22 protein-coding genes and 1 tRNA gene are annotated in these 25,857 nt (G+C 64.9%); 10 read left to right on the top strand and 13 right to left on the bottom strand.

The genetic code is table 11. From position 1 onward, the window contains the following. Positions 1 to 18: 18 nt before the first annotated feature. From U4Z64_RS07640 to U4Z64_RS07630, 3 genes are all read right to left on the bottom strand, one after another. Entirely contained in the window at positions 19 to 483 is a 465-nt protein-coding gene (locus U4Z64_RS07640; protein WP_175691127.1) for an acetone carboxylase subunit gamma, read from the bottom strand. Then, the gene (locus U4Z64_RS07635) at positions 483 to 2,480 is read right to left on the bottom strand and encodes a hydantoinase/oxoprolinase family protein (RefSeq protein WP_321819585.1); all 1,998 of its coding nucleotides are present in this window, start codon (positions 2,478 to 2,480) and stop codon (positions 483 to 485) included. Before U4Z64_RS07635 ends, U4Z64_RS07640 begins: the two co-directional genes overlap by 1 nt. 620 nt (positions 2,481 to 3,100) lie before the next feature. Then, the gene (locus U4Z64_RS07630; protein ID WP_321819640.1) at positions 3,101 to 4,123 is read right to left on the bottom strand and encodes a porin; all 1,023 of its coding nucleotides are present in this window, start codon (positions 4,121 to 4,123) and stop codon (positions 3,101 to 3,103) included. A 1,101-nt stretch (positions 4,124 to 5,224) separates the two neighbouring features. Between U4Z64_RS07630 and U4Z64_RS07625 the strand changes: the two genes are divergently transcribed. Continuing rightward, positions 5,225 to 6,058, top strand: coding sequence for a DUF932 domain-containing protein (locus U4Z64_RS07625; protein ID WP_321819584.1), 834 nt, complete (start codon positions 5,225 to 5,227; stop codon positions 6,056 to 6,058). 213 nt (positions 6,059 to 6,271) lie between these two features. Here the strand turns inward: U4Z64_RS07625 and U4Z64_RS07620 are convergent, their stop codons facing one another. From U4Z64_RS07620 to U4Z64_RS07610, 3 genes are all read right to left on the bottom strand, one after another. Next, positions 6,272 to 6,976 (bottom strand): protein mobD, encoded by a 705-nt coding sequence (locus tag U4Z64_RS07620; RefSeq protein ID WP_321819583.1) that lies wholly within the window; start codon positions 6,974 to 6,976, stop codon positions 6,272 to 6,274. Positions 6,977 to 6,985: 9 nt separating this feature from the next. Beyond that, positions 6,986 to 7,447 carry a hypothetical protein gene (locus U4Z64_RS07615; RefSeq protein ID WP_321819582.1) on the bottom strand — a complete coding sequence of 154 codons (462 nt, stop codon included), beginning with the start codon at positions 7,445 to 7,447 and terminating at the stop codon, positions 6,986 to 6,988. A 923-nt stretch (positions 7,448 to 8,370) separates the two neighbouring features. Next, a complete protein-coding gene (locus U4Z64_RS07610; RefSeq protein ID WP_415750555.1) occupies positions 8,371 to 8,679 on the bottom strand; it encodes a helix-turn-helix domain-containing protein in 309 nt (102 codons plus the stop codon). Between the two features lie 175 nt (positions 8,680 to 8,854). Between U4Z64_RS07610 and U4Z64_RS07605 the strand changes: the two genes are divergently transcribed. Together U4Z64_RS07605 and U4Z64_RS07600 are read left to right on the top strand one after the other, a co-directional pair. Continuing rightward, positions 8,855 to 9,250: a hypothetical protein gene (locus U4Z64_RS07605; RefSeq protein ID WP_321819580.1), complete on the top strand. Its 396-nt coding sequence runs from the start codon at positions 8,855 to 8,857 to the stop codon at positions 9,248 to 9,250. 65 nt (positions 9,251 to 9,315) lie between these two features. Then, on the top strand, positions 9,316 to 9,780 hold the full coding sequence (locus tag U4Z64_RS07600; RefSeq protein WP_321819579.1) for a hypothetical protein: 465 nt from the start codon (positions 9,316 to 9,318) through the stop codon (positions 9,778 to 9,780). Positions 9,781 to 10,071: 291 nt separating this feature from the next. Here the strand turns inward: U4Z64_RS07600 and U4Z64_RS07595 are convergent, their stop codons facing one another. After that, positions 10,072 to 11,274 (bottom strand): tyrosine-type recombinase/integrase, encoded by a 1,203-nt coding sequence (locus U4Z64_RS07595; RefSeq protein WP_321819578.1) that lies wholly within the window; start codon positions 11,272 to 11,274, stop codon positions 10,072 to 10,074. Between the two features lie 173 nt (positions 11,275 to 11,447). Beyond that, a tRNA-Leu gene (locus tag U4Z64_RS07590) sits at positions 11,448 to 11,534 on the bottom strand. A 242-nt stretch (positions 11,535 to 11,776) separates the two neighbouring features. Here U4Z64_RS07590 and hpnD point away from each other — a divergent pair. Beyond that, positions 11,777 to 12,610 carry a presqualene diphosphate synthase HpnD gene (gene hpnD, locus U4Z64_RS07585; RefSeq protein ID WP_321819577.1) on the top strand — a complete coding sequence of 278 codons (834 nt, stop codon included), beginning with the start codon at positions 11,777 to 11,779 and terminating at the stop codon, positions 12,608 to 12,610. A 24-nt stretch (positions 12,611 to 12,634) separates the two neighbouring features. On the opposite strand, the gene U4Z64_RS07580 is transcribed toward hpnD, so the two are convergent. From U4Z64_RS07580 to U4Z64_RS07570, 3 genes are all read right to left on the bottom strand, one after another. Continuing rightward, positions 12,635 to 13,855, bottom strand: coding sequence for a DUF1501 domain-containing protein (locus tag U4Z64_RS07580; RefSeq protein WP_321819576.1), 1,221 nt, complete (start codon positions 13,853 to 13,855; stop codon positions 12,635 to 12,637). 67 nt (positions 13,856 to 13,922) lie between these two features. Further along, entirely contained in the window at positions 13,923 to 15,428 is a 1,506-nt protein-coding gene (locus tag U4Z64_RS07575; protein WP_321819575.1) for a DUF1800 domain-containing protein, read from the bottom strand. 120 nt (positions 15,429 to 15,548) lie between these two features. Next, the gene (locus U4Z64_RS07570) at positions 15,549 to 15,827 is read right to left on the bottom strand and encodes a hypothetical protein (RefSeq protein ID WP_321819639.1); all 279 of its coding nucleotides are present in this window, start codon (positions 15,825 to 15,827) and stop codon (positions 15,549 to 15,551) included. Between the two features lie 258 nt (positions 15,828 to 16,085). Between U4Z64_RS07570 and ompR the strand changes: the two genes are divergently transcribed. The 4 genes from ompR to U4Z64_RS07550 all read left to right on the top strand — a co-directional run bounded on the left by ompR (position 16,086) and on the right by U4Z64_RS07550 (position 19,564). After that, the gene (ompR, locus tag U4Z64_RS07565) at positions 16,086 to 16,820 is read left to right on the top strand and encodes a two-component system response regulator OmpR (protein ID WP_004192636.1); all 735 of its coding nucleotides are present in this window, start codon (positions 16,086 to 16,088) and stop codon (positions 16,818 to 16,820) included. Positions 16,821 to 16,860: 40 nt separating this feature from the next. Then, positions 16,861 to 18,222, top strand: a complete 1,362-nt coding sequence (locus U4Z64_RS07560) for an ATP-binding protein (protein WP_044843721.1) — start codon at positions 16,861 to 16,863, stop codon at positions 18,220 to 18,222. 189 nt (positions 18,223 to 18,411) lie between these two features. Continuing rightward, positions 18,412 to 18,960, top strand: coding sequence for a peroxiredoxin (locus tag U4Z64_RS07555; RefSeq protein ID WP_006478563.1), 549 nt, complete (start codon positions 18,412 to 18,414; stop codon positions 18,958 to 18,960). A 76-nt stretch (positions 18,961 to 19,036) separates the two neighbouring features. Continuing rightward, a complete protein-coding gene (locus U4Z64_RS07550) occupies positions 19,037 to 19,564 on the top strand; it encodes a carboxymuconolactone decarboxylase family protein (protein ID WP_044843722.1) in 528 nt (175 codons plus the stop codon). 138 nt (positions 19,565 to 19,702) lie between these two features. Here the strand turns inward: U4Z64_RS07550 and ispF are convergent, their stop codons facing one another. Then, complete coding sequence (gene ispF / locus U4Z64_RS07545; RefSeq protein WP_044843723.1) at positions 19,703 to 20,188, bottom strand: 2-C-methyl-D-erythritol 2,4-cyclodiphosphate synthase; 486 nt, start codon at positions 20,186 to 20,188, stop codon at positions 19,703 to 19,705. A 29-nt stretch (positions 20,189 to 20,217) separates the two neighbouring features. Further along, positions 20,218 to 20,928, bottom strand: coding sequence for a 2-C-methyl-D-erythritol 4-phosphate cytidylyltransferase (gene ispD / locus U4Z64_RS07540; RefSeq protein WP_044843724.1), 711 nt, complete (start codon positions 20,926 to 20,928; stop codon positions 20,218 to 20,220). Between the two features lie 108 nt (positions 20,929 to 21,036). Between ispD and mfd the strand changes: the two genes are divergently transcribed. After that, positions 21,037 to 24,507: a transcription-repair coupling factor gene (gene mfd, locus U4Z64_RS07535; RefSeq protein ID WP_321819574.1), complete on the top strand. Its 3,471-nt coding sequence runs from the start codon at positions 21,037 to 21,039 to the stop codon at positions 24,505 to 24,507. A gap of 96 nt (positions 24,508 to 24,603) precedes the next feature. Continuing rightward, a complete protein-coding gene (gene argE / locus U4Z64_RS07530; protein ID WP_321819573.1) occupies positions 24,604 to 25,824 on the top strand; it encodes an acetylornithine deacetylase in 1,221 nt (406 codons plus the stop codon). Positions 25,825 to 25,857: the final 33 nt, after the last annotated feature.

The following is a 25,857-nucleotide window of genomic DNA, read 5'->3' as shown; positions in this document are numbered from 1 at the left end:
AGCGGTTCTCCCCGTATCTCAAGTAGACGATTCATCGGCGGCACCGGCGAGCGCATGCCTATGATGCACGGCCGCATGCAGCGCGCGCTGCAGCTTCACGCGTTCGAGCGCGAGGTCGGGTGCCTGCGCGGGCTCGATCATCTCCGGCCGGTCCTTCCATTGCGCCTTCAGCGCGTCGATATCGAGTTCGATGTCGTGCAGCGGTGGATGGCCCGGCGGCAGATACTCGGCTTCGACCAGAACACCGCACCCCGGACAGTAGTACTCGAGAATCCGGCACCAGTCCGGATCGGGTGAATAGGTGCGCTCGTACAGCGCCGGATCGAGCAGCGGCTTGTGGATCTCGCGCGGGTCGCGATCGTGGACAAGCAGCCCGCGCTTGTAGTTGTCGCGTGCGCTACCGTGTGCATGACCGCAACGCCGGCATTCCCACTGTTCCGCATCCAGGTCGATGCGCAGGGTTTCAGTAATCAGAACCTTCATTATTCGCTCTCCTTGCCGCTGCTCAGCAGGATGTCTCCGATGGAGTTGATTTCGAAGTGCCAGCCCGCGTCGATGCGCCCAGTGAAGAAGTCCTCCTCGAGCACGGCCGGGCCAGCCGCATACACCGCGACGCCCTTCGGCTGATCTTCCACGCGATACAGCGGCAGTTCCGCTTCGTGGCCATCGACAACCACCACACGCGTGCCACGCGCGATCGCTGCCTGCTGGCCACCCTCGCCGAACCGGCCGTCGAGCGCCGCCTGCGGCATACGCTTGATCGCGTTAAGTGTCACCGACAGCGCGGCGCCCGGCGCGACGCCCGGCGGCAGCGCCGGGCCCGTCAGCGCGTGTTCGACCGTCTTGCCGTCGGCGCCGGTGGCCTCGAGCGTGTAGATCAGCCGACAGTCTTCGACTGCCGCACCTTCGCCGAACATCGCTCGCGATGCTTGCGTGAGCAACACATCCATCGTCACGGCGAGCGCGTCGCCGGTCGTGTCGGTCAGCGGCGCCGAGAAGCTATGGCCCACATCCGAAAAGCCGATTCCGTATGCGGAGAACACTGCCGCCAGCCCGGGAATCAACACGCGCTTCACGCCGATTGCGTCCGCGACCCGGCACGCGACGAACGCGCCCGCGCCGCCGAACGCAGCGAGCGTCGTATCGGCGCGATTTTCCGTGTACGCAACGAGGCTGTCGGCGACCTTCTTCACCCACGCAGCTTCCATCGCGGCGAGTGCCTCCTTGTCGCTCATCTTCATCGGATCGGCGACGTGCGCATGAATGGCCTGCCGTGCGCGCTCCTTGTCGAGGTGCAGCTTGCCGCCAAAGAACGACGCCGGATCGAGCAATCCCGCCAGCGCAAACGCATCGGTGATCGTCGCCCGGGTACCGCCCAGGCCGAAGCATGCTGGCCCCGGCGCGCTGCCGACGCTCTCCGGTCCAACCACGATCCTGTCGCCGTCTGCGCGCAGGATCGAACTGCCGCCTACGCCGGCGCTGACTACGTCGCACAGCGCGAACGATGTCGCCACGCCCTCGACGTTGCCATACCGATTCGCGCGTATGCCCTGCTCGTCGACAACGCCGATGTCGGTCGTCGTGCCGCCGATATCCATCGACAACAGGTGTGTCAGTCCGTAGTGCGCGGCCAGCACGCGCGCGCCTTCCATCCCGCCGCGCGGGCCCGAACTGTAGGTCTTCAGCGCGATCGTCTTCGCGACGCGGCCCGCATGGCCGTCGTTGCGGAACACCAGCAACGGACTTTGCGCTCGCGCGTCGCGCAGCTTCTGTTCGGCGCTGTACAGGAAGCGCTCCATCGCCGGATGCAGGAATGCGTTGAACAGCGCGGTCCACGTGCGGCGCACGTCGTCGGCATCGTCGGCGACTTCGTGCGCATACAGGATCGGAAGCGCGCCGAGCAGGTGCGGCGGAAAACTGCGCAGCAGCCGGCTCTTCAACCGCTGTTCGAGCTCCGCACGCCGCGGGCCGCCGATCGCCACGACCAGCCGGTTCGCGCCCGCCGCCGCGAGCTCGCCGACGATACGGACGATCTCCGCTTCGGACGGCTCGCTGCCCAGCGAAACCGTGCGCTCGCCGATCACCGTGTCGAACAGGCTCGCCGCACCGTCCGCGTCGCGAACCCGATCGGCCGTCAGCGTGCCGCCAACCACCAGGCCGAGCCGCGGCCCCTTTCGTTCGACCAGCGCGTTGGTACCCTGCGTCGTCGAATAGCGGATTGCCGCCGTCGACAGCAGCAGCGCCTCGAGATCCTCTCGGCCGTAGATTGCTTCGGATGCCTTACGCAATCCGTCGAACAGACATTGCGACAGATCGTGTGGCGTCGTCAGCGTCTTCGTGCGCACCACCTTGTCGCTGTCCATCACACAAATATCGGTCAGCGTGCCGCCGTTGTCGATGTTGATCAGGCGATGCCGCCCAGGCCCGGCGCTTGCCGAACCCGACCGCACATCGCGCGTGAAATCGGATGAGTGAGTCATGAACTGTCTCGCTGGGTGAAGGGTCGGGTCAGACCTGACGAATCCGCGGTGTCGGCGGGGTGACGGAAAGGTCGAGCGGCACCTGCTGCGCGGCCCGGCGACCACGCAACGGTGAATGGGATGGGTGATACATGTCGTCTCCTGTTGTTGTGTCTGTCGTGAAATCAGTCTAGGTGCCTGCTTGACGCACCACGCCACCCGTCCGGGTAGTCTCGAGATATGGATTGCCCGTATGCGGTGCACGCGTGTATGCGACCTTGTCGGCCAGGCGTGCCGAGTCGCGCCCCGGCGCCGTCGTGCGCGATGCAGTGAAGTGAAAGGGAGATGCGCGGCGTGCATGCGCCGCGACTATGCCTGGCACATCGTGCCAAGCTGCCGGCTCGGATCAATGGCGACGAACGGGCAAAGCTCGTCCGCCGACATCGCGTCGGAGTGACACCGGAAGTGGGACACCGCGCCGAAAATCGGCGCGGCACGCGGGAAAAGGCGGTACTGTGCGCGGCACGTCACGCGCAGTCCCCACATGGATGCGGCCCGTCACACGACCGAGCACGCTCGACGTCCGCCGAAGTCGACGGCAACATCTCAACCGCACACGTTTCGGATTCGGCGCGTGCCGGTCAGAACAGGTGACGGATGCCAACGGCCGAGCCGAACGTCGAACCCGACGCACCGAACAACGCGTCGTTCGTCGACAGACCGGTATTCATCTTCCCGTGGTTATTGACGAAACCGAACTGGCCGTACAGCAGGGTTGCCTTCGACAGGCTGTAAGTCACGCCGGTCGCAGCCATGATCGAGTGGTTGCCCGTGTCGTTGCCGTCGCTCGTATACCAGACCCCGGCATCCGCATTCACGGCGGGCGTGATCTGATAGCTCAGGCCGCCGCTGTAGACACGGTTGTCGAACGACCCGGAAATCTTGTAGCTAACGAATGACGCCTTCACTGTCAGGTCGCGATACTGATAGGTGGCGCCGATCGTGCGGCCGCTAAACGGCACCGTGCTCGGCACCGGCGTCGACGCGGCGGTGCCGCCCGCGTTGCCGTTGTACATGGCAGCGCTGACCAGCAGCGGTCCATACGTATATTTAAGGCTCGCCGAATACTGCCGCCCCGCCTGGAAGTCACCCGCGACGCCGCCGAGCGCGAGCATCGCGGCACCCTGGAATCCGCCGATCGTCGGGCTCGTATAGGACACCGCGTTCGAATTGAAGATGCCGGTCACGAACACGCTACCGACGTAGATCGGCACGCCGCTGCCGAAGTAAGACACATCGCGCGCATCGGTCGAGATGAGCGACAACACGAACGGCGAGAACTGCACACCGGCTTTCACCGTCCCGTATGGACTGGCCAGCCCCACCCACGCCTGCCGGCCGAACATGTTGCCGTTCGAATCCGTAAAGCTGCCTTTCGCGATATCGATCCCGCTTTCGAGCGTGAAAATTGCCTTCACCCCGCCGCCGAGATCCTCGGTACCTTTCAGGCCGAACAGCGACGGAGTCATGCCACCCGTCACCATCGAAAACTGATGGCCAGCGTTCTGCCCGGTCGCGGGATTTACGCTCTTGCTCGTATAGAGAATGCCGGCGTCGACGACGCCGTACAGCGTGACACTGCTTTGCGCACGGGCGGCCGGCATGCCGACAGCAAGGCAAATAAGGGGAGTGACGACGAGGTTGATGGGGGAAAGGACATGCTTCATCTACTACGTCTCCTGATGTTTTTCGAAGTTGGAAGGCTGTGACTCGCCTGCCTATGCCGATGGTTCGCTTCAATGCGCGTCGGTCTGTCATCGAATACGCGGACAAGCGATCGCTCGCCGCGAAATCCTCAGGAAAGCAGTTTAGGGATGGGGGCACGAACGGTCCCTACCCGTTCGGGTAGTCTGGAGCCATGGATTCCCCGGACTCAATGCGGTTAAGAAAGCCTAGGTTCGAAGGGTGATTTCTGTACCTTTGACGCACTGCAAGGCGTCAGCCATCCGCATGCGGATCAATCGGCGCGCGACGAAGGCGCCCGACTCCGCCTTGCACGGCGGCAGCTCATCCGGGCTGAGTGCGCTTCATCGCTTGCCCGCCAGCGCATCCCCACCCACGTCATCCCGCTCTTCGCGAATCCGGTCCAGGGCCGTGCAGAATGAATTGCACGAAGGGGCGCGGCAGACGGTGCCGTTCCAACGGGCGTCGTGCCACGCGACCCGTGCTGTGAGGTGAAAAATGGCCAAGTTGGTCTCCCTGTGCCTGACTGTGCTCGCACGAGATCATGGAGCCCGGTCACAGTTCCCATGCGCGATGGATAGGATTGTAGCGGTCTGATGCCAACGCACTGGACTTCTTACGATCGCCCCCCCGGGCACGACCTGCTTGTCTTGCAAACCGATGACACTTCACGATGCGCTGCAAACACTGCCCCGGGAAACTGTGAATAACCCTGAACCTCGCTATTCTTCTCATCGAACTCTTGCCTCGGCGTGCGCCTGGCACCCTGGTTCCTGCCCTATCCCGCGACCGTAGCCGAGGGCGGCACGGCATCAAGGGGCGAGGGACCGTGTTGCCCGCACCATCCCTCGCCGCGTTCCTTGACACCGTGCCGCCCTCGGCTCCTTGGGTCGCACGGGCAGGAACCTGGGTGCCAGGCACAAGCAAGAAGCCAACCCCGAGTCCCACCGGGAGGGTTTTCCGCGTAAGCGGCAAGGCCATCCCACAGCCCGCCGCTCAACCCTTGTGCTGTGGAGATTGCTATGCAACTCGCTTCTTCTTTCCATTACAGCTCCCCGATGCTTCGTGCCGACTCGCCCCTGTCGGACGATCAGATTCGCCGCGTTGCTCCGTCCATCTTCGCGGACAGCAAGCATGAAAGTCGCTCGGAGCGCTACACCTACATACCGACCATCGACGTATTACGCGGACTGCGCAATGAAGGCTTTCAGCCGTTCATGATCTGCCAGACCCGCGTGCGCGATCCGGGCAAGCGCGACTACACGAAGCACATGCTTCGCCTTCGCCACGCCGAGCAGATCAATGGCGACGAAGCCAACGAAATCGTGTTGTTGAACTCGCACGACGGCACGAGTAGCTATCAGATGCTCGCCGGCTTGCTGCGTTTTGTCTGCCAGAATGGCATGGTCGCGGGCGACGACGTCGCCGATATTCGCGTGCCGCACAAAGGGAACATCATTCAGAACGTCATCAATGGTGCGTTCGACGTGCTCGACGGTTTCGAGCTGATTCGCGAACAAAAGGAAGGCATGCGCGACGTTTCGCTGAACCGTGACGAGCAGCATGCGTTCGCCCGCTCCGCGCTCGCGCTACGCTACGATCCAACCGATGCCGAGGCTCCTGCCCCGATCACTGAAAGCCAGTTGCTCGCTCCCCGCCGTTTCGAGGATCGCCGCGACGACCTCTGGACGGTGTTTAACCGGGTGCAGGAAAATCTCACGAAAGGTGGGCTGCATGGACGCTCGCGCACCGGGCGTGCAATGTCCACACGCCCCGTTACCGGAATCGACCAGAACGTAAAGCTCAATCGCGCCCTATGGATGCTGGCCGACGCCATGCGCCAAATGAAAGTGTAAGTGCCGTAGGGCGGCATCGCGTCGCCCTACTCAAACCAAGCCCGTCAGGATAACTATTCGATTTTTTCCTGACAGGCTCTCCTTAAGTCCGTCATATAAGCCATATCACTGCTAGCAAACGGTAGTTGGCGAAGTTTGCGCGGTTCCCGAATATTCTCACCGACCGGGACGTTCCGACCTCGAGTAACAGGCGCGCGAGCGCACCGGGCGACCTCACCGCGCCAATTGCACATGATCTGTCAGCTTGGCGAACATCGTGCCGTATATCGCACGCCAGCGCAGCAGTTCCGCCCGCTCACCAATATGCATCGTTTGCGCCGCCTTCCCGACCGACAGACGCTGGCTACGCAGCTCGTCCGCGACGCGATCCGCAAGGTCGGGAAAATCCAACGATTGGCCTTGTGCTTCAACGGCGTTGCGTAATTGCGAGTCCCGATAAAGGGTGAATTTCTCTGGCGAACCAAAGTAGCCGTTGCGCACAACATGCGTGATTGCGTTCGGAAACGTCGCGCCGAACTTGAGCAGCAATTCGAGACTATCGCGTTGCCGGTTGATGACCCACAACACGACCAGACGCCGGGCGAGCTCATCGAGCACGTTAGCGAGCGTTCCACCGTACTGCTCGACACCCGCCTGACTCCGGGCTGCCGTGTTGACGACAACGATCGCATCCCGGTGCGTATCGCAGAAATTAACAAAATCGATCCAGCCACTGACATCGTCCAAATTACATGACGCGCATTCGATTTCGGCATGGACCGCTTTCATGACATCAGGATTGGACGTGTCCGTCTCCACCAGCACGACGTTGAAATCCGTGCGTCGAAGGTAATCGACCAGTGCCAGCGTCACAAAACTCTTGCCGACACCACCCTTGCTACCACCAACCATGTAGATAGGGGGATTTTGCCTTGCCATGTGAGACCTCTACAAGTTCTCGGTATCCGGGCTGATCGGAAATCCAAGAAAGCCCTGTACCTGTTGCCCCGGCCTGGTTGTCCCCGTGTTCTCTTTCTGCTGCATTCCCGTGCGCGGCGGGTTATCGCGTGACGCATTGGCCCGTGCTGACTTCCTGCCTCGAGCAGGCGCTGTCGCCTGCTCTCGTGCCGTGTCTCGATTGCCTCGCCGAACCCTTCCCTTTCCGTCCGCACGGCGCATCGCATATCTCAGCGAATTGAGATTCACGTCGATGCCTTCTTGCGCGGCCTGCTCTATCAGTTCATACAACGTATATCCCTTCTCCCGCGCCGCCACGATCTGTGTCTGTATAGATTTGACACCGTCTCCCACCCTGACAGGTTGCGCGTCTTTCGGTTTTTCCGGCAGCGCATCCAGCCTACGACCGAACGCTGCCCACTGTCCTCGAGTAAATCTTCTGGCAACCGACATGACGACCTCCGACGCACACCCTTCACTGCATCTTGCGCACGCATTTACGCTCCGTCAACCCTCGTTCTATGTCGTTTTCGAAGCAAACGGAATACATAGGAATACATAGGAATATGACGGAACAAGAAATATTTTTTCTCGTCAGACGCCTCATCTGGCTTCTCATTCGCGCACGTATAGACACGAATTGCAGTGAACACTGCTGCCCATCGATTCGCGCTGAAGAACAATCCAGAACGCATTCGATGCCATCGGCGCGCACTCGGCATTCACCTCTTCTGCCCGGCCCTTTCAACGCCAGCGCTACACGCGTGCACCGGCGTTACGCAGACATTCACCGTCGCGCCACTGCGGACCAAACTCGAGTACCACCGGCACGACGCGACGCGGTGTGTCGGACGCATCAATCACTCAAGACATGCGTTCAGGCATTCTCCAAGCGTTTAAACGTGATGCGCTCGGGATCATGCGATCGTGTATGCGGGGCTCACTTCTTCACACCGCTGCATCAAACGCGCCGCACACGGCAATTACACGGACGCGATTTCAGAATGCGCATGGCTTGCACATAGCGCATACGGAAGTCACCCTCGGCAGAGAAAACAAGATGAAAAATGAGTGACTGCAGGATAGGCTTGCGCCGGTTTTGGGCGCCATGCATACAATTGGTGGCGCGTCGGCGATGTAGCGGGATGAGACATTAGTCGTGAGGAGTTCGTTCACACGGGTATCGAAGTGAGGCTCCACGTCGAGGCAACGCGCGATCCGACCATACTTGTGTAAGCTCGGCCGTTAACGCACCGTAATGCCTGGGATGAGCCGTGCAATCTCACTACCGGGTCCATCGCCGGCCAGTAATTGGTCGGTCAATCGCCGACCTTCGCGTTTGCGAGGGTGCTCCAACAACGTCGTTGAAATCGAGATTACGTCTCTGTGAGGCCATTCTCTTGATCACCGGATGGCGTTCCGGTGATGGCGCTCACCAGGGCTAACACACCCCGCTTTTCTCGAGTCTTCAAGTCACGGAAGCCGGCCAGAAGTCTCTCCTCGTCGATAGTGAGAGCGAGCGTTGCGGAATCAGATACCCGGCCAGTAAGCACATATTGGACGTCCACACCGACCTCAGCGATTCCCGCCAAGTAGCTGGCATCCGGGAATCTGGCCCCTTTCTCGTAGTTGACTTGGGCGTGCTGGAGAACGCCGCCCGCGGCAGCAAACTCGGTTTGGTTCAAGCCGAGTCGTTTCCGCTCCAATTTCAGGCGGACGGACAATATGTCCGCTTGTGAATTTTTCGTTGACATATGTCCGATTGAAACCTAGCCTAGTGAATATGATCAATCGACTGCCGATGGTAGCGGGGATATGCGGCGAGTCCCAAAGACGGTAGTCCCTCGTCCCGGAGGCACTATGCCATTTACCTACGAAATCTGCGGCACGTTGTCCGTTCTCGACAATTTTCGGCACAGTCACGCCCAGCAGTTCGCCGAGAGCATCGCGAATCCCGCCAACGTCTATTTCGCCACCGACGTTGTCACGCACTCCTTTATGACCCGTATTCGCGGCGCGCTCACCGACGACGAAGCGGAGTCGGTCGAAGACACACTGGAAGAATTCTCCCAAAAATGGGCGCGGACCGGTGCCATCTTCAAACGCGTGAGGTACGGAGAGCCGTCGTTTGTTCCCGTCGGCCTCGCCGAACACGTCGAGCTGCTTGAGGAACTCGCCTACGAGCACCTGCAACTCGAAGCCTTCCTGCGACGCCAAGCGCAGATTCTCGAAAGATTCCGGCTGCCGGCGACCTGACGCGCGCGACTTAATACGCCATCGCCAACCGCAGGCCTAGGATAACCGAATCAGCAGAGGATACGATGGAAGAACCAGCACGCTACGTCTTGTCGGGTGCGCTGCCCGTCCAGGACGATCTGGAAGACGAACAGCTTGATCGGGTGTCCCGACATCTGGGCGGTATCGCGACGGTATATCTGAGGCACGATGAAGTAGCACACACCGTGTCGCTGCGCATCTCCGGCACGCTCATGCGTGACGACGTGCGCTACATTGAGCAGCGTATCGAGCGGTTTGCCGAAGAAAACGCTCGGGCCGCTGTGATTCTGCTGAGCGAGTGGAACTGCGAAACGAACGAACTCGTCGTGGGCATGAACTGGGACGCCCAATGCCTGATCAGACTTGGTGCGGTGCAGGAGCAACTTGGCAAGCTCACTGAACGATATTTCGACTTTCTTCTGCGGCTCGAGCCGCCCGACTCTCCCGCTCGCGGTGATCCGCTAATGTGCGTCTCCGTCGACATCAAAGACAAGCCGGCGAGAGGATAGTCAACCTGGTGTCACGGCCTTTACGGCACATACGTCGCGTCTCGCGTCGGTCGTGCGACGTTCTATTGCTCAATCGTCGCACTCCTCATAGGCCGCCAACAAACTGCGTGCCATTTCCAGCGCAAGCACCTCAAGCTGAAGACGGATCGTTGCCTGCGCCTATGCTTTGCGAATCGCTTCATCTGGCAGAAATTCAGAACCGGTCAGGTGTGAGTTTGGTTCGCCGCGTTCGGAATTCGGTACCGCGGGACCGGCTATCAGTGTGGCGGCAATCTCAGCGACTCCACATCCCTACGGAACAGTGGTCGCCGACTTCGTCTTGAGCCGGTCGAGGTAATCGGCCCACTTCTGCATCATCGCCCGGCGTTCCTTGATGAACCGCGTCCGGTTATATGCGCCGCCGAGCACATCAGGAACCGCGTGCGCGAGCTGATGCTCGATTACTTCCGGCTTCTGCTCAAGTTCCTCATGGAGGATCGTTCTGGCCATCGCGCGGAATCCGTGTCCGGTTATTTCAGTACGTGTGTCGTAGCCGAGTCGACGCAGCGCGGCATTGATAGCGGCATCGCTCATCGGGCGATTCCGATCGCGCGCGCCAGGAAACAAGTAGCGACCGCCTCCGGTCAGCGAGTGCAACTCACGGAGAATCGCGACCGCCTGAGTCGCAAGCGGCACGAGATGATCGGTCTTCGTCTTCGTAACGAGATAACGCCACTCGGCCTTGTCAAGATCGAGTTGCGACCATTCAGCCTTCCGCAGCTCACCGGGGCGTACGAACAGCAGAGGGGCCAGTTTGAGCGCGCAGAGAACGGGAAAAGTACCGGTGAAGCCGTCGAACGCGCGTAGCATTTCGCCCACCTTGATCGGCTCGGTGATAGAGGCGAAGTGAATCGTGCGTGTCGATGGAATTGCTCCGAGCAGGTCACGTGCCGGATCGGCCTTACAGTAACCTTCCTTGATGCCATATCGAAACGCCTGACTGAGTTCCGCACGTACTCGATGAGCCGTATAGCGCGCGCCTCGCGAATCAATACGCTTGAGCAGCGTAAGCACCTCCGGAGCGTCGATCTCGGCAATTGGCCGCTTGCCGATCCACGGGAACACATCGTTCCTGAACCGCGCCAGCGTCTTTTCGTACTGCGCGGGTTCGACCGAAGCGCGGCGCTCCTCCATCCAAGCGAGCGCGACAGCCTCGAATGAATTCGACGCTGCCAGCTTGGCGGCGCGCTTGTCCGCCTTCTTCACCTCTCCCGGATCAGTCCCTACCGCGAGACGCTCGCGCGCCTCGGCGCGGCGCTTGCGCGCCGTTTGTAGCGAGACATCGGGATAGACCCCAAGAGAAATCCGCTTTTCCCTGCCGCCGAAGCGGTACTTCAATCGCCACCACTTCCCACCAGCGGGAGAAATTTCCAGGTACAAGCCGCCGCCGTCGAACAAGCGCGTAGGCTTCGCGGCAGGCTTGGCATTCTTGATAGCGGTATCAGTCAGCGGCATGGGGGCAACTCCATGACTGGGACGGGACGAACATCTGTGTTATCCCCAATGTTGCCCCAACTTGCCCCCAGCTTCAACCGGTAATGACCGGAACATCGCAGAATGAAAAAACCCGCGAAGCCTTTAGCTATCGCGGGTTTCAAGAGTTCTCGGGAACAAACCGGAACTTGAGTTGGTGCGTGAGGCCGGACTCGAACCGGCACACCCTTGCGGGCGTCAGGACCTAAACCTGGTGCGTCTACCAATTTCGCCACTCACGCGCATTCCTGTCGCCTGACCGCGGCACGCAAGAAGCGTGCTCCACGCGCCCGGGCGTCATGCCGGCCCGAAAACCCGAAAACCGGCACGCCCGATCAGGCGAGCGCGAGATTCTACCCGATCTGCGCAGCATTGTCTCGCCCCGCCGGCGCCCGTCGGACAGCGGTGCTAGAATGCCGCGCTCGACGTGCCGGCCACGCGCCGGCACGCGCCCCCCGAACCCGCCTCCGCCACGATCCCACCCGTGAACTTCGACGACTACTGTCAGCAAAAGGCCGCCCCCGCGGGCTCCAGCGTCTACTACGCGCTGCGCCAGGCGCCGCTCGCCGCCGCACCGCGCCTGACGGCCCTGTTCGCGCTGCGCCGCGAACTCGAGGAAACCGTCAAGGAAACCAGCGATCCGACCGTCGGACACACGAAACTCGCGTGGTGGCACAAGGAACTCGCGGCGCTCGCCGCCGGCGAACCGTCGCACCCGGTCACGAAGGCGCTCGCGCAGCACCACCCGGCGATCGGGGCAGAAACCGACGCGCTGCGCACGCTCGTCAACGGTTACGGGATGGATCTGGAACAGGCGCGTTACCTGGATTTCGCAAACCTGCAGCGCTACATCGCGCAGGTCGGCGGCACCTTCGCGTCGCTGGTCGCGCGCGCAAGCGCCGCGAATCCGGCCGAACCGCAACCGTGGGCCGCGCAGGCCGGCCACGCGCTGATGCTCGCGCAATTCGTGCAGGAACTCGGCAACGATGCGCGCCACGGCCGCATCTATCTGCCGATCGACGAACTGCAACGCTACAACGTGACCGCGGCCGACCTGCTGAATCGCCGCTACAGCCCGGCCTTCACCGAGCTGCTGCAGTTTCAGACGACCCGCGCGCGCGAAGCGCTCGCCGCCGCCGACGCGGCGATCCCCGCGTCCGAACGCCGCGCGCAACGCACGCTGCGTGCGCAGATCGCACTGGCCGGCGCGCTGCTCGACGAAATCGAGCGCGACGGCTACCAGGTGCTGCACCAGCGTATCGCGCTGACGCCGATCCGCAAGCTGTGGATCGCGTGGCGCGCCGCACGCCGCCGCTGATCCGCCCCGTCACGCACGACCGCCTCACACCTTCAGCAGCGGCAGCGTCTCGAAGCGCTGCTGCAGCACGTGCGTCGCATCGAGCCCCCACCACGGCCCGAGCACGGTCGCATAGAGCTGGCGGAAATCGACCGCGACCGGCAGGTTGCCGTTGCCGTCGAGATGCCCGAGTGCCGGCGCCGCGCCGTACAGCCCGCCGGCCACGCGGCCACCCATCACGAAATGCGGCGCGGCGGTACCGTGATCGGTGCCGTTGCTCTGGTTCTCGCGCACGCGACGCCCGAATTCCGCATACGTCATCACGAGCGTCTGGTTCCAGCGCCCGAGCTCGACCAGCGCGCCGCGCATCGCACTCATCCCTTCCGCGAGCTGCCTGAGCAGCGCCGCCTGCTGCCCCGGCTGGTTCTGGTGCGTATCGAAACCGTTGAGCGTGAGCCGCAGCACCGCGACGCCGTCCTGCGCGCCAGGCCCCGACGCCTCGCATGCCGCGAGCACCTGCATCGCGGTCTTCACCGATGTCCCGAACGTACCGGCCGGAAAGGCCGTCCTGAACTCGCGCATCCCGCCGCGCGGGCGCAGCCGGTCGGCCGCCTTCACGATGTCGTTCTCGACCTCGATGATGTGCGCGAGCGCCGGGTTCCGTTCGCGCAGCGACGACGGTTCGGCCAACCGCGCCGCGCGGATGAACTGCGCGGGATTGACGAGCGCGATCGCGCGCGCGCCGTTCGCGAGCGGTCCCATTTCCGCACTGCCGAGCACGACGCCGTCCGCCGCGAAGCCGGGCGGCACCGGCGCCTGCGCGAACGTGCGCGTGAGCCAGCCTTCGTGCAGGTACTGGTCCGAGCGCGACGCGGTGTCCCAGATCTCGATCGAGCGGAAATGCGACAGGTTCGGCTGCGGATAACCGACGCCCTGCACGATCGCGACCTGTCCGTCGCGCCACAGCGGCATCAACGGCGCGAGCGACGGGTGCAGCCCCGTCTGCGCGTCGAGCTGCAGCACCTGGTCGCGCTTGATGCCGATGCTGCGGCGGAACTGGTAGTAGAGCGGATCCGCATACGGCACCACCGTGTTGAGGCCGTCGTTGCCGCCCTTCAGCTCGACGAGGATCAGCACGTTCGCATAACCGGCCGCCGGCTGGCGCCCGGCCGCGACCATCGATGCCGCCTGCGCGGGCGGCTGCCACAACGACACGCCCGCCGCGGCCGCGGCGCCGGTCAGCGTCAGAAAATCACGTCGGTTCATCGTGCATCCTTCGGCTCGCCGTGCGGTATGGCCACCGCGGCAGCGTGCCTGTTCGTCGTCGTTTCAGTCATTTCAGTTGATAGGCCGGATCCATCAGCAGCGCCTCGAGATACGCGCTGCCGGTCGAGTCCGTATCGATCGCCGCGACCGGCGACACCGGCAGCACCGCGTGCTGCAGCTGGAGCTCGGTCGACAATCCCGCAATCGCCTGCGGCCGCGCACGATACTGCGCGAGCCAGCGTTCGAGGTCGAATCGCAGGCCGCCGCGCGCGGGTTTGACCGGCGCGCCGCGCATGCCGGCAACCGACGCGGCGTCCGCAACCGGTATCGCTTGCGCCCGCGCATTCGGCGACGGCGGCGCCATCGCATGCGCGGGCGAGCGCATGCCGGCCGTCTCGGTCGCGCGGAACAACTGCTCGACGAACTGCTTGCGCGCCAGCAGCGTGGTGCTGTTGATCCACATCGCGCCGCCCGGCCAGCCCTTCACGTTCGGCGGATAGAACAGGTTCTGCCCGAGCGTGCGCACGGTATTCGCGAGCGTCTGCGGATCGCCGTACGCGACGTCGAACAGCCGCACCGACCCGACGACGAACTCGGCCGGCGACTTCACGAGCACGCCGCGATTGCGCGGATCCCAGAATGCGTCGGTCGACCAGAGCGCGGCGAGCGCCGCGCGTATGTCGTAGCCGCTGGCGCGAAACCGCTCGGCCACGACATCGAGCGCGCCGGCGTCGGGCGTATCGGACACGAATTCGCGCCACAGCTTGCCGGCGATGAAGCTTGCCGTCTCGGGCCGCTTCAACAGGATGTCGAGAAACCCGTCGCCGTCGAACGCGCCGGTCTCGCCGAGGATCGTCTTGTCGCCCGCGTCGTGCCAGTCGGGCCGCACCTCGAAGCGCAGCGTATCGGGATCGACGCTCCAGCCGGTCATCGCGCGCGCGGCTTCGGTCACGTCGCGCTGCGAGTAATGCCCTTCGCCGAGCGTGAACAGCTCCATCACCTCGCGCGCGAAATTCTCGTTCGGGCGGCCCTTGCGGTTGCTCGCGCCGTCGAGATACTGGAGCATCGCCGGATCCTTCGCGACCGCATGCAGCAGCGTGCCGAAGTTGCCGAGCGCCTCGCGCCGAAACAATGCATTCTGCGCGGCCATCGTCTGCGGATACGGGACCTTGTCCTGCCCGGACGTGAAGTGCCCGTGCCAGAACAGCGTCATGCGCTCGGTGAGCGGCGACGGCGTGACGATCATCTCGTTGACCCACGCGGCGCGCAGCGCATCGTAGCGGACATTGCGCTCGCGCTGCTCGTCGCGGCGCATGTCGGGCGTCAGCGCCTGACGCTGCGCGCGCGCCGGCGGCAGCTCGGCGATCCAGTCGGGCCACGTCGTCACGGGCTCGCGCCGCACGCTGCCGAGCGTGTCGGCCACGACCTGCGCGCGCGTCATGCCGACGACGCGCGCGACGTCGGCGGGCGCGGGAGAGAAACCGGTGCGGCTGAGGAAAAACAGTGCGTCGTCGGCATCGAGCGGCGACTGCATGGCAGGCGACGGCGCCGGGGCGGCAGCGTTCGCTTTCATCGTCGTGGACTCCCGGAGCGCACCGGCGGTGCGGATGCCGGTTCAACGGCGGCACGCATCCGAAAGTTGACCGAAAAATTGCTACGGAATCTTTCCGCGCCGTGCGAACGCGCGTGCGTGTCAGCGCTTGTACAGCTCGCGAACGGCGTCCTCGATGTGCTGGCGCAGCAGGTGGCGCTCCTCGGGCGTCATGTGCCCGTCGCGACGGTGCTGATCGAGATCGGGAGGCACGGCGGAACGGACCGCCATGTCGGCGGCGCGGTCGGGCTGCGGCGCTTTGCCGCGCGGCAGCTTGCGCGACGAGGCGCCCTGCTCGGCGCGCTGCGCATACGCGAAGTTCGACGCATATGGACCGGCAAGTGCGATCGTCAGCATCAGTGCAATCCGGGCAGATCGCATGACCGTCCTCGCTTCTTTGGTCGATTTGTTCCCTTCGTCACGCGGCAACCGGTTACCTCTGGTACTTGAAAAACCCTGCGGAATTCGGGTGTACAAAGATGAAAGATGGAGTGCAGGGGAGTATCTACCGAATTTCAGCTTCGAGTAAAGGAATCTCTATAGCCTGCCTTTACTCCGCGCGACACTACGGGTAAATTTTGTAACGGACTGTAACGCGCGAAAATACGCGACCGTGCGTGATTTCCCATTCGCGATAAGATGCCGCTCATGGAAACGAAAAACCCCTCCAAGATTCTCGTCGTCGACGACGACCCGCGCCTGCGCGATCTGCTGCGCCGCTATCTCGGCGAGCAGGGTTTCAACGTGTACGTCGCGGAGAACGCGACCGCGATGAACAAGCTCTGGGTGCGCGAGCGCTTCGACCTGCTGGTGCTCGACCTGATGCTGCCGGGTGAAGACGGCCTGTCGATCTGCCGCCGCCTGCGCGGCAGCAACGACCGCACGCCGATCATCATGCTCACCGCGAAGGGCGAGGACGTCGACCGCATCGTCGGCCTCGAGATGGGCGCCGACGACTACCTGCCGAAGCCGTTCAACCCGCGCGAACTCGTCGCGCGCATTCACGCGGTGCTGCGCCGCCAGGCGCCGGCCGAACTGCCGGGCGCGCCGTCGGAAACCACCGAGGTGTTCGAGTTCGGCGAGTTCTCGCTGAACCTCGCGACGCGCACGCTGACGAAGTCGGGCCAGGAAATTCCGCTGACGACCGGCGAATTCTCGGTGCTGAAGGTGTTCGCGCGCCATCCGCGCCAGCCGCTGTCGCGCGAAAAGCTGATGGAGCTCGCGCGCGGCCGTGAATACGAAGTGTTCGACCGCAGCCTCGACGTGCAGATCTCGCGTCTGCGCAAGCTGATCGAACCGGATCCGGGCAGCCCGCGTTTCATCCAGACCGTCTGGGGCCTCGGCTACGTGTTCATTCCGGACGGCGCCGCCTGATCTTTTCTCTTTCCGGTTTCGCCCGTCCACGGCCCGTCCCATGCGTATCGACCGGCGCCTCCTGCAGCTCGCGTTCGGCGGGCTGTTCTGGCGCACCTTCCTGCTGATCGCGCTGCTGATCTCGGTCAGTCTCGCCGCGTGGTTCCAGAGCTTTCGCGTGATCGAGCGCGAGCCGCGCGCGCAGCGCGTCGCGCTCCAGCTCGTCGCGATCGTGAAGCTCACGCGCACCGCCCTGCTCTATTCCGATCCCGATCTGCGCCGCGCGCTGCTGCAGGATCTCGAGAGCAACGAGGGCGTGCGCGTGTACCCGCGCGAAAAGACCGACAAGTTCAAGCTGCAGCCCGACGAATCGCTGAACCGCCTGATCGAACACGACATCCGCAGCCGGCTCGGCGACGATACCGTGATCGCGCAGTCGGTCAACGACATCCCCGGCGTGTGGATCAGCTTCAAGATCGACGACGACGATTACTGGGTCGCGCTCGACCGCGACCAGCTCGACAGCGTCACGGGCCTGCAGTGGGCCGGCTGGGGCCTGTTCGCGCTCGCGCTGTCGCTGTTCGGCTCGGCGTTCATCACGAGCCTCGTGAACCGGCCGTTCTCGCGGCTCGCGCTCGCCGCGCGGCAGATCGGCTCGGGCCAGACGCCCGAGCTGCTGCCCGAGCGCGGTATGGGCGTCGCGGCCGACACCAACCGCAGCTTCAACCAGATGGTGCGCGACCTCGAACAGCTCGAGGCCGACCGCGCGCTGATGCTCGCGGGCATCTCGCACGACCTGCGCACGCCGCTCGCGCGGCTGCGCCTCGAAACCGAGATGAGCCCGTCCGACCAGGCGACCAAGGACGCGATGGTCGACGACATCGAGCAGATGGACCGCATCATCGCGGCCTTCATCGACTACGCGCGTCCGACCCAGCGCAAGCCGGAGCCGGTCGACCTGTCGTCGATCGCGCACGAAGTCGCCGCGCGCGTGTCGGGCGAGGACGGCGTCGAGATCCGCACGCGGCTCGCGCCGACCGCCGTGATCGAAGCCGACGAAACCGACATGCGCCGCGTGATCGGCAACCTCGTCGAGAACGCGCGCAAATACGGCCAGAGCCGCGACGACGGCGTATCCCGCATCACGCTCGAGACGCGCGTGACGCACGCGCGTGTCGAGCTGTCGGTGAGCGACGAGGGCCCGGGCATCCCAGAGGACCAGCTGCCGCTCGTGATGCGGCCGTTCTACCGCGTCGACACGGCGCGCACCAAGGCGGACGGCACGGGGCTCGGCATGGCGATCGTGCTGCGCCTCGTCGGCCGCTATCGCGGCGCGCTGCGCCTGCGCAACCGCAGCCCCGAAGCGGGCCTCGAAGTCACGCTCGAATTCCCCGGCGCCGGCAAGGCGCGTGCGACGGCGTGACGCGTTCGCGCACGCTTCTTGCGCGTCACACTATCGGCGCGGTTGAAAAAAACTATGGGAATCGTTAGTCAAAAACTATTGAAGTGACTTATTAATAGTGTTATAGTCGTGCCCATGCTGTCACATCAACGTTGCAGCACCGAGGTAGCTTGACTCAGTCTTCTTCCCAACTCACACAGGAGTATCCGCATGAAAACCGTGGGCGATAAACTCGAAGCATTCACCGTCGTAGCCGCGAAGCCGGGCTTCAACAATCACGAGGAAAACGGCCAGTCGGCGTTCGAGACCGTCACCGAAGCGTCGTTCCCGGGCAAGTGGAAGATCATCTACTTCTATCCGAAGGATTTCACGTTCGTGTGCCCGACGGAAATCGTCGAGTTCGCGAAGCTGACGAAGCAGTTCGAAGAGCGCGACGCCGTCCTGCTCGGCGGCAGCTCGGACAACGAATTCGTGAAGCTCGCATGGCGCCGTGAGCACAAGGACCTCGACAAGCTGAACCACTACTCGTTCGGCGACGTCAAGGGCGAGCTGATCGACCAGCTCGGCGTGCGCGACAAGGAAGCCGGCGTGGCCCTGCGTGCAACGTTCATCGTCGATCCGGACAACACGATCCAGCACGTCTCGGTGAACAACCTGAACGTCGGCCGTAGCCCGGAAGAAGTCCTGCGCATTCTGGACGGCCTGCAAACGGACGAACTGTGCCCGTGCAACCGTGCAGTCGGCGGCGCAACGCTGTAAGCGCATCGATGCACGAAGCCCGCGGCGCACGTCCTGCCTGCGGGCTTTTTTAACGGCCAACCCATAGGAGATATCAATGGAATTCATCGATTCGATTAAGGCACGTATCCCCGACTACGCGAAGGACATTCGCCTGAACCTCGACGGCACGATCTCGCGCTCGTCGCTCGAAGGCACCGATGCAGTCGGCGTCGCGCTGGCGGCGGCGGTCGCGGCGAAGAGCACCGTGCTCGTGAAGACGATCCGCGAAGCCGGCGTGCTGTCGCCCGAAGAGACGAACGCCGTGCTGACGGCGGCCGCGCTGATGGGGATGAACAACACCTGGTATCCGTATGTCGAGATGGCCGACGATGCCGACCTGAAGACGCAGCGCGCCGAGCTGCGGATGGGCGCGTATGCGTCGCACGGCGGCGTCGACAAGCGCCGCTTCGAGATGTACGCGCTCGCCGCGTCGATCGTCGGCAAATGCCACTTCTGCGTGAAGTCGCACTACGCGCTGCTGAAGAACGAGCAAGGCATGACGACGACGCAGCTGCGCGACGTCGGCCGCATCGCGTCGGTGATCAACGCCGCCGCGCAGGTGATCGCCGCCGAAGGCGAATAAGCAGCCACGCGAACGGCAGCGCGATACGGCGGTCAAGCGCGCCGGATCGCGCCGCAAAACGAAAATGCCACGCAAGCGCGTGGCATTTTTCATTCCGGCGGCGCAACCTGCGCGCCGCTTCGGACCGGCGTCAGGCGCTCACGCGCCCTGCTTCACCAGCAGCGCGGCGGCCTGCGCCTCGATGCCCTCGCCGCGGCCGAGGTAGCCGAGCTTCTCGTTGGTCTTCGCCTTCACGTTCACGCGCTCGAGCGGCAGGCCGAGATCGGCCGCAAGGTTCGCGCGCATCCCGTCGATGTGCGGTGCGAGCTTCGGCGCCTGCGCGATCACCGTGCTGTCGACGTTCTGGATCGTGAAGCCGGCCGCCTTCACGCGGGCGACGCATTCGCGCAGCAGCACGCGGCTGTCCGCGCCCTTGAACGCCGCGTCGGTGTCGGAGAAATGGCGGCCGATGTCGCCGAGCGCCGCCGCGCCGAACAGCGCGTCGGTGATCGCGTGCAGCAGCACGTCCGCGTCCGAGTGGCCGAGCAGGCCGCGCTCGTACGGAATCGTCACGCCGCCGATGATGAGGGGGCGCCCCGGGACGAGCTGGTGCACGTCGTAGCCTTGTCCGATTCTGAAGTCCATGCGTAATCCGGTTTGAGATGAGGTGAAAGTCAGGAAGCGTTCGCGGGGCGCGCGAGGATCGCTTCCGCGAGCGCGAAATCTTCCGGGTACGTGACCTTGAAGTTGCGCAGGCTGCCCTGCACGACGCGCGGCGTATGGCCGGCCCATTCGATCGCGCTGGCCTCGTCGGTCAGGTCGTGCCCTTCGCGCTGCGCGCGCAGGATCGCGTCGCGCAGCATGCCGATGCGGAACATCTGCGGCGTCTGCGCCTGCCACAGCGCGTCGCGCGACTCGGTGCGCGCGATCGCGTCGCCGCCGGCCGGCACGCGCTTGAGCGTATCGGCCACCGGCAGCGCGACGATGCCGCCGACCGGGTCGTCCTTCAGCGTCGCGACCAGCGTGCGGATCAGTTCGGGCGTGATGCCGGGGCGCGCGGCGTCGTGCACGAGCACCCAGTCCTGCTCGGTCGCGCCGAATTCGGCCAGCTCGAGCAGCCCGTTGAGCACCGACGCCTGCCGCGAGCCGCCGCCGCAGCGGCGCACCGCGAAGCGCAGGCCCGCGAAGCGGCGCGCATCGAAGTGCGTGTCGTCGGGCGCGAGGACGACGAGCGTCTGCGCGAATTCGCTGCACGCGTCGAACGCGGCGAGCGTGTAATGCAGGAGCGCGCGGCCGGCCAGCGTGCGGTATTGCTTCGGCACGGCCGAACCGGAACGGCTGCCCGTGCCGGCGCAAGGAATCAGGGCGAAAAGTCGGGGAGTCACGAAGGGGAAACGCCGGAAAGATGAAATCGAGAAGCGGATTTTATAATAGGTCTTTCGTCTCGACCGGCGCGCCGCGTCGCGCCCGTGCCCGCCACCCCTGCCGTCCCTATGCCAGACAACGCTTCCACCCCGTTCGCCTCGCCCGTCGCCCGCGTCAAGCCGGGCCAGCGGTTCGCCTTCGACGGCGCGCACGGCTCCGCCGACGCACTCGCCATCGCCCGCTATCTCGCCGACAACCGCGACGCGGTCCCGCTCCTTGCGGTGATCTGCGCGAACGCGGTCGACGCGCAGCGGCTGTCGCAGGAACTCCGCTACTTCTCGCCGGAGGCGCGCGTGCGCCTGCTGCCGGACTGGGAAACGCTGCCGTACGACACGTTCTCGCCGCACCAGGATCTCGTCTCCGAGCGGCTCGCGACGCTGCACGACCTCGGCGAGGGCCGCTGCGACATCCTGCTGGTGCCCGCGACCACCGCGCTGTACCGGATGCCGCCCGCGTCGTTCATGGCCGCGTACACGTTCGCGTTCGCGCAGGGCGAGCGGCTCGACGAGGCGAAGCTGAAGGCGCAGCTCACGCTGGCCGGCTACGAGCACGTGAGCCAGGTCGTGCGGCCCGGCGAATACTGCGTGCGCGGCTCGCTGATCGACCTGTACCCGATGGGCTCGCCGCTGCCGTACCGGATCGACCTGTTCGACGACCAGGTCGACTCGATCCGCGCGTTCGATCCCGATACGCAGCGCAGCCTCTATCCGGTGCGCGACGTGCGCCTCCTGCCCGGCCGCGAGTTTCCGTTCGACGAAGCGGCGCGCACGGCCTTCCGCAGCCGCTGGCGCGAGACCTTCGAAGGCGACCCGAGCCGCGCGCCGATCTACAAGGACATCGGCAACGGCGTGCCGTCGGCCGGCATCGAGTACTACCTGCCGCTGTTCTTCGACGAGACGGCCACGCTGTTTCACTACCTGCCACAGGATGCGCACCTCGTGTTCGCCGGCGACCTCGAAGCGTCGATCCGCCGTTTCACGGCCGATACGAAGCAGCGTCACGCGTTCCTCGCGCACGACCGCGAGCGGCCGATCCTCGAGCCGCAGCGGCTGTTCCTGTCCGACGAGGATTTCTTCGCGTTCGCGAAGCCGTTCGCGCGCGTCGTGCTGCCCGCGCAGCCGGCCGGCGGCTGGGCGACGGCCTTGCCCGAGCTCACCGTCGACCGCCACGCGGACGATCCGCTCGCCGCGCTGCGCACCTTCGTCGAAGCGTCGGGCAAGCGCGTGCTGCTGACGGTCGAATCGGCCGGCCGCCGCGAGACGATCCTGCAACTGCTCGCCGAGCATCGCCTGCGTCCGGCGTCGAACGACCACTTCGCGGGCTGGCTCGAAAGCGACGCGCCCTTCGCGCTCGGCGTCGCGCCGCTCGCGAGCGGCTTCGCGGTGCCGGGCGAAGGCTACGCGATCGTCACCGAAACCGAGCTGTACGGCGCGCTCGGCCGCCGCGCCGGGCGCCGCCGCCAGGAACAGGCGAGCAACGTCGACGCGATGGTGCGCGACCTGTCGGAGCTGAAGGTCGGCGATCCGGTCGTGCATGCGCAGCACGGCATCGGCCGCTACATGGGCCTCGTGTCGATGGATCTCGGCGAAGGCGAGACCGAGTTCCTGCATCTCGAATACGCGGGCGACAGCAAGCTCTACGTGCCGGTCGCGCAGCTGCACGTGATCTCGCGCTACAGCGGCGCCGATCCTGACAGCGCGCCGCTGCACGCGCTCGGTTCGGGCCAGTGGGAGCGCGCGAAGCGCAAGGCCGCGCAGCAGATCCGCGATACGGCGGCCGAGCTGCTGAACCTGTACGCGCGCCGCGCGGCCCGCGAGGGCCACGCGTTCGCGCTCGAGCCGCGCGACTACGTGCAGTTCGCGGAAAGCTTCGGCTTCGAGGAAACGCCCGACCAGGCCGCGGCGATCGCGGCCGTGATCGGCGACATGACGAGCGGCAAGCCGATGGACCGCCTCGTGTGCGGCGACGTCGGCTTCGGCAAGACCGAGGTCGCGCTGCGCGCCGCATTCATCGCGGTGATGGGCGGCAAGCAGGTCGCGCTGCTGTCGCCGACCACGCTGCTCGCCGAGCAGCACACGCAGACCTTCGCCGACCGCTTCGCCGACTGGCCGGTGCGCATCGTCGAGCTGTCGCGCTTCAAGACCGCGAAGGAAGTGAACGCGGCGATCGCGCAGATCAACGAAGGCAGCGTCGACATCGTGATCGGCACGCACAAGCTGCTGTCGTCGGACGTGCAGTTCAAGCGCCTCGGCCTCGTGATCATCGACGAGGAACACCGCTTCGGCGTGCGCCAGAAGGAAGCGCTGAAGGCGTTGCGCGCGGAAGTCGACGTGCTGACGCTGACCGCGACGCCGATCCCGCGCACGCTCGGGATGGCGCTCGAGGGCTTGCGCGACTTCTCGGTGATCGCGACCGCGCCGCAGAAGCGGCTCGCGATCAAGACCTTCGTGCGCCGCGAGGAGGAAAGCGTGATCCGCGAGGCGATGCTGCGCGAGCTGAAGCGCGGCGGCCAGGTGTATTTCCTGCACAACGAGGTCGAGACGATCGAGAACCGCAAGGCGATGCTCGAGGAGCTCGTGCCCGAAGCGCGGATCGTGATCGCGCACGGCCAGATGCACGAGCGCGAGCTCGAACGCGTGATGCGCGATTTCGTCGCGCAGCGCGCGAACGTGCTGCTGTGCACGACGATCATCGAGACCGGCATCGACGTGCCGAGCGCGAACACGATCATCATGCACCGCGCCGACAAGTTCGGCCTCGCGCAGCTGCACCAGCTGCGCGGCCGCGTCGGCCGTTCGCACCACCAGGCGTACGCATACCTGCTGGTCCACGACCCGCAGTCGCTGACCAAGCAGGCGCAGCGCCGCCTCGAGGCGATCCAGCAGATGGAGGAACTCGGTTCGGGCTTCTATCTCGCGATGCACGACCTCGAGATCCGCGGCACCGGCGAGGTGCTCGGCGACAAGCAGTCGGGCGAGATCCACGAGATCGGCTTCCAGCTGTATACCGACATGCTGAACGACGCCGTGAAGGCGCTGAAGAACGGCAAGGAGCCCGATCTCACGGCCCCGCTCGCCGCGACGACGGAAATCAACCTGCACGCGCCCGCGATCCTGCCGGCCGACTACTGCGTGGACGTGCAGGAGCGGCTGTCGCTGTACAAGCGGCTCGCGAACTGCGAGCACGGCGACGCGATCGACGGCATCCAGGAAGAGCTGATCGACCGCTTCGGCAAGCTGCCGCCGCAGGCGCACGCGCTCGTCGAGACGCACCGGCTGCGGCTCGCCGCGAAGCCGCTCGGCATCGTCAAGATCGACGCGAGCGAGGCCGCGATCGGGCTGCAGTTCGAGCCGAACCCGCCGATCGATCCGATGCGGATCATCGAGATGGTGCAGAAGCACCGGCACATCAAGCTCGCGGGCCAGGACAAGCTGCGCATCGAGACGCGCTCGCCCGATCTCGCGATCCGCGTGTCGACGATCAAGGAAACGCTGCGCGCGCTCGCCCCGCGCGCCGACGCGACGAGCGCGGCACGCTGACGGCACGGCCGCGATGCTGCACCGCATCGCGGCCGGCGAAGGCGGGCCGGCGCGTTTTTGAGTATGATTTTCCCATTCCTCAGACGGAGTTTTGCCATGTCCACTCTCGACGCGCCGGCGCCGTCCGCCGCAACCGAAGGCGACGCCTCGCTCGTCAGCCTGCCCTGGATCAAGCAGCTGGTGTCGATGGACACGACGAGCCGCGTGCCGAACCTCGGCCTGATCGAAACGGTGCGCGACGCGCTCGCCGCGAAGGGCATCCAGTCGACGCTCACGCACGATCCGCGCGAAGGCTGGGCCAACCTGTTCGCGACCGTGCCCGCGCACGACGGCTCGACCGACGGCGGCATCGTGCTGTCGGGGCACACCGACGTCGTGCCGGTCGACGGCCAGCAGTGGGACAGCAACCCGTTCGAGCCGGAGTTGCGCGACGGCCGCCTGTACGGCCGCGGCACGTGCGACATGAAGGGTTTCATCGGCGCGGCGCTCGCGCTGCTGCCGGAGATGCAGGCGACGAAGCTCGCGAAGCCGATTCATTTCGCGCTGTCCTACGACGAGGAAATCGGCTGCGCGGGCGCCCCGCTGCTGATCGCCGATCTGGTCAAGCGCGGCGTGAAGCCGTCCGGCTGCATCGTCGGCGAGCCGACCAGCATGCGGCCGATCATCGCGCACAAGGGCATCAACGCGTACCGCTGCTGCGTGCGCGGCCACGCGGCGCACTCGTCGCTGACGCCGAAGGGCCTGAACGCGATCGAATATGCGGCACGCCTCATCTGCCACATCCGCGACATCGCCGAGCGCTTTCGCGCCGAAGGCCCGTTCGACGAACTGTACGACGTGCCGTTCACGACCGCGCAGACGAGCACGATCCAGGGCGGCAACGCGATCAACACGGTGCCGGCCGAATGCCGGTTCGACTTCGAGTTCCGCAACCTGCCGACGCTCGATCCCGAGCAGATCTTCGCGCGCATCGAAGCGTATGCGCGGGAAACGCTGCTGCCGCAGATGCTTCGCGAGCATCCGAACGCGGCGATCGAATTCTCGAAGATCGCCGCGGCGCCCGGGCTCGACGCGACCGAACAGGCCGCGATCACGCAGCTGGTGCGCGCGCTGACGGCCGACCAGGACAAGCGCAAGGTCGCCTACGGCACGGAAGCCGGCCTGTTCGAGCGCGCGGGCATCCCGAGCATCGTCTGCGGGCCCGGCAACATCGAACAGGCGCACAAGCCGAACGAGTATGTCGAGCTCGCGCAGCTCGCCGCCTGCGAGCAGTTCCTGCGCAAGTTCATCCGCAGCATGTCGGTCGACGCACACTGACTGCCCCCGCCACGCCGGCCTGCGTGTGCGGGC

This window comes from Burkholderia sp. BCC1996 (assembly GCF_905339955.1).
Lineage (GTDB): Bacteria > Pseudomonadota > Gammaproteobacteria > Burkholderiales > Burkholderiaceae > Burkholderia.
The sequence above is the reverse complement of the archived record's forward strand: the minus strand, read 5'-3'. Positions and strand labels throughout refer to the sequence as shown.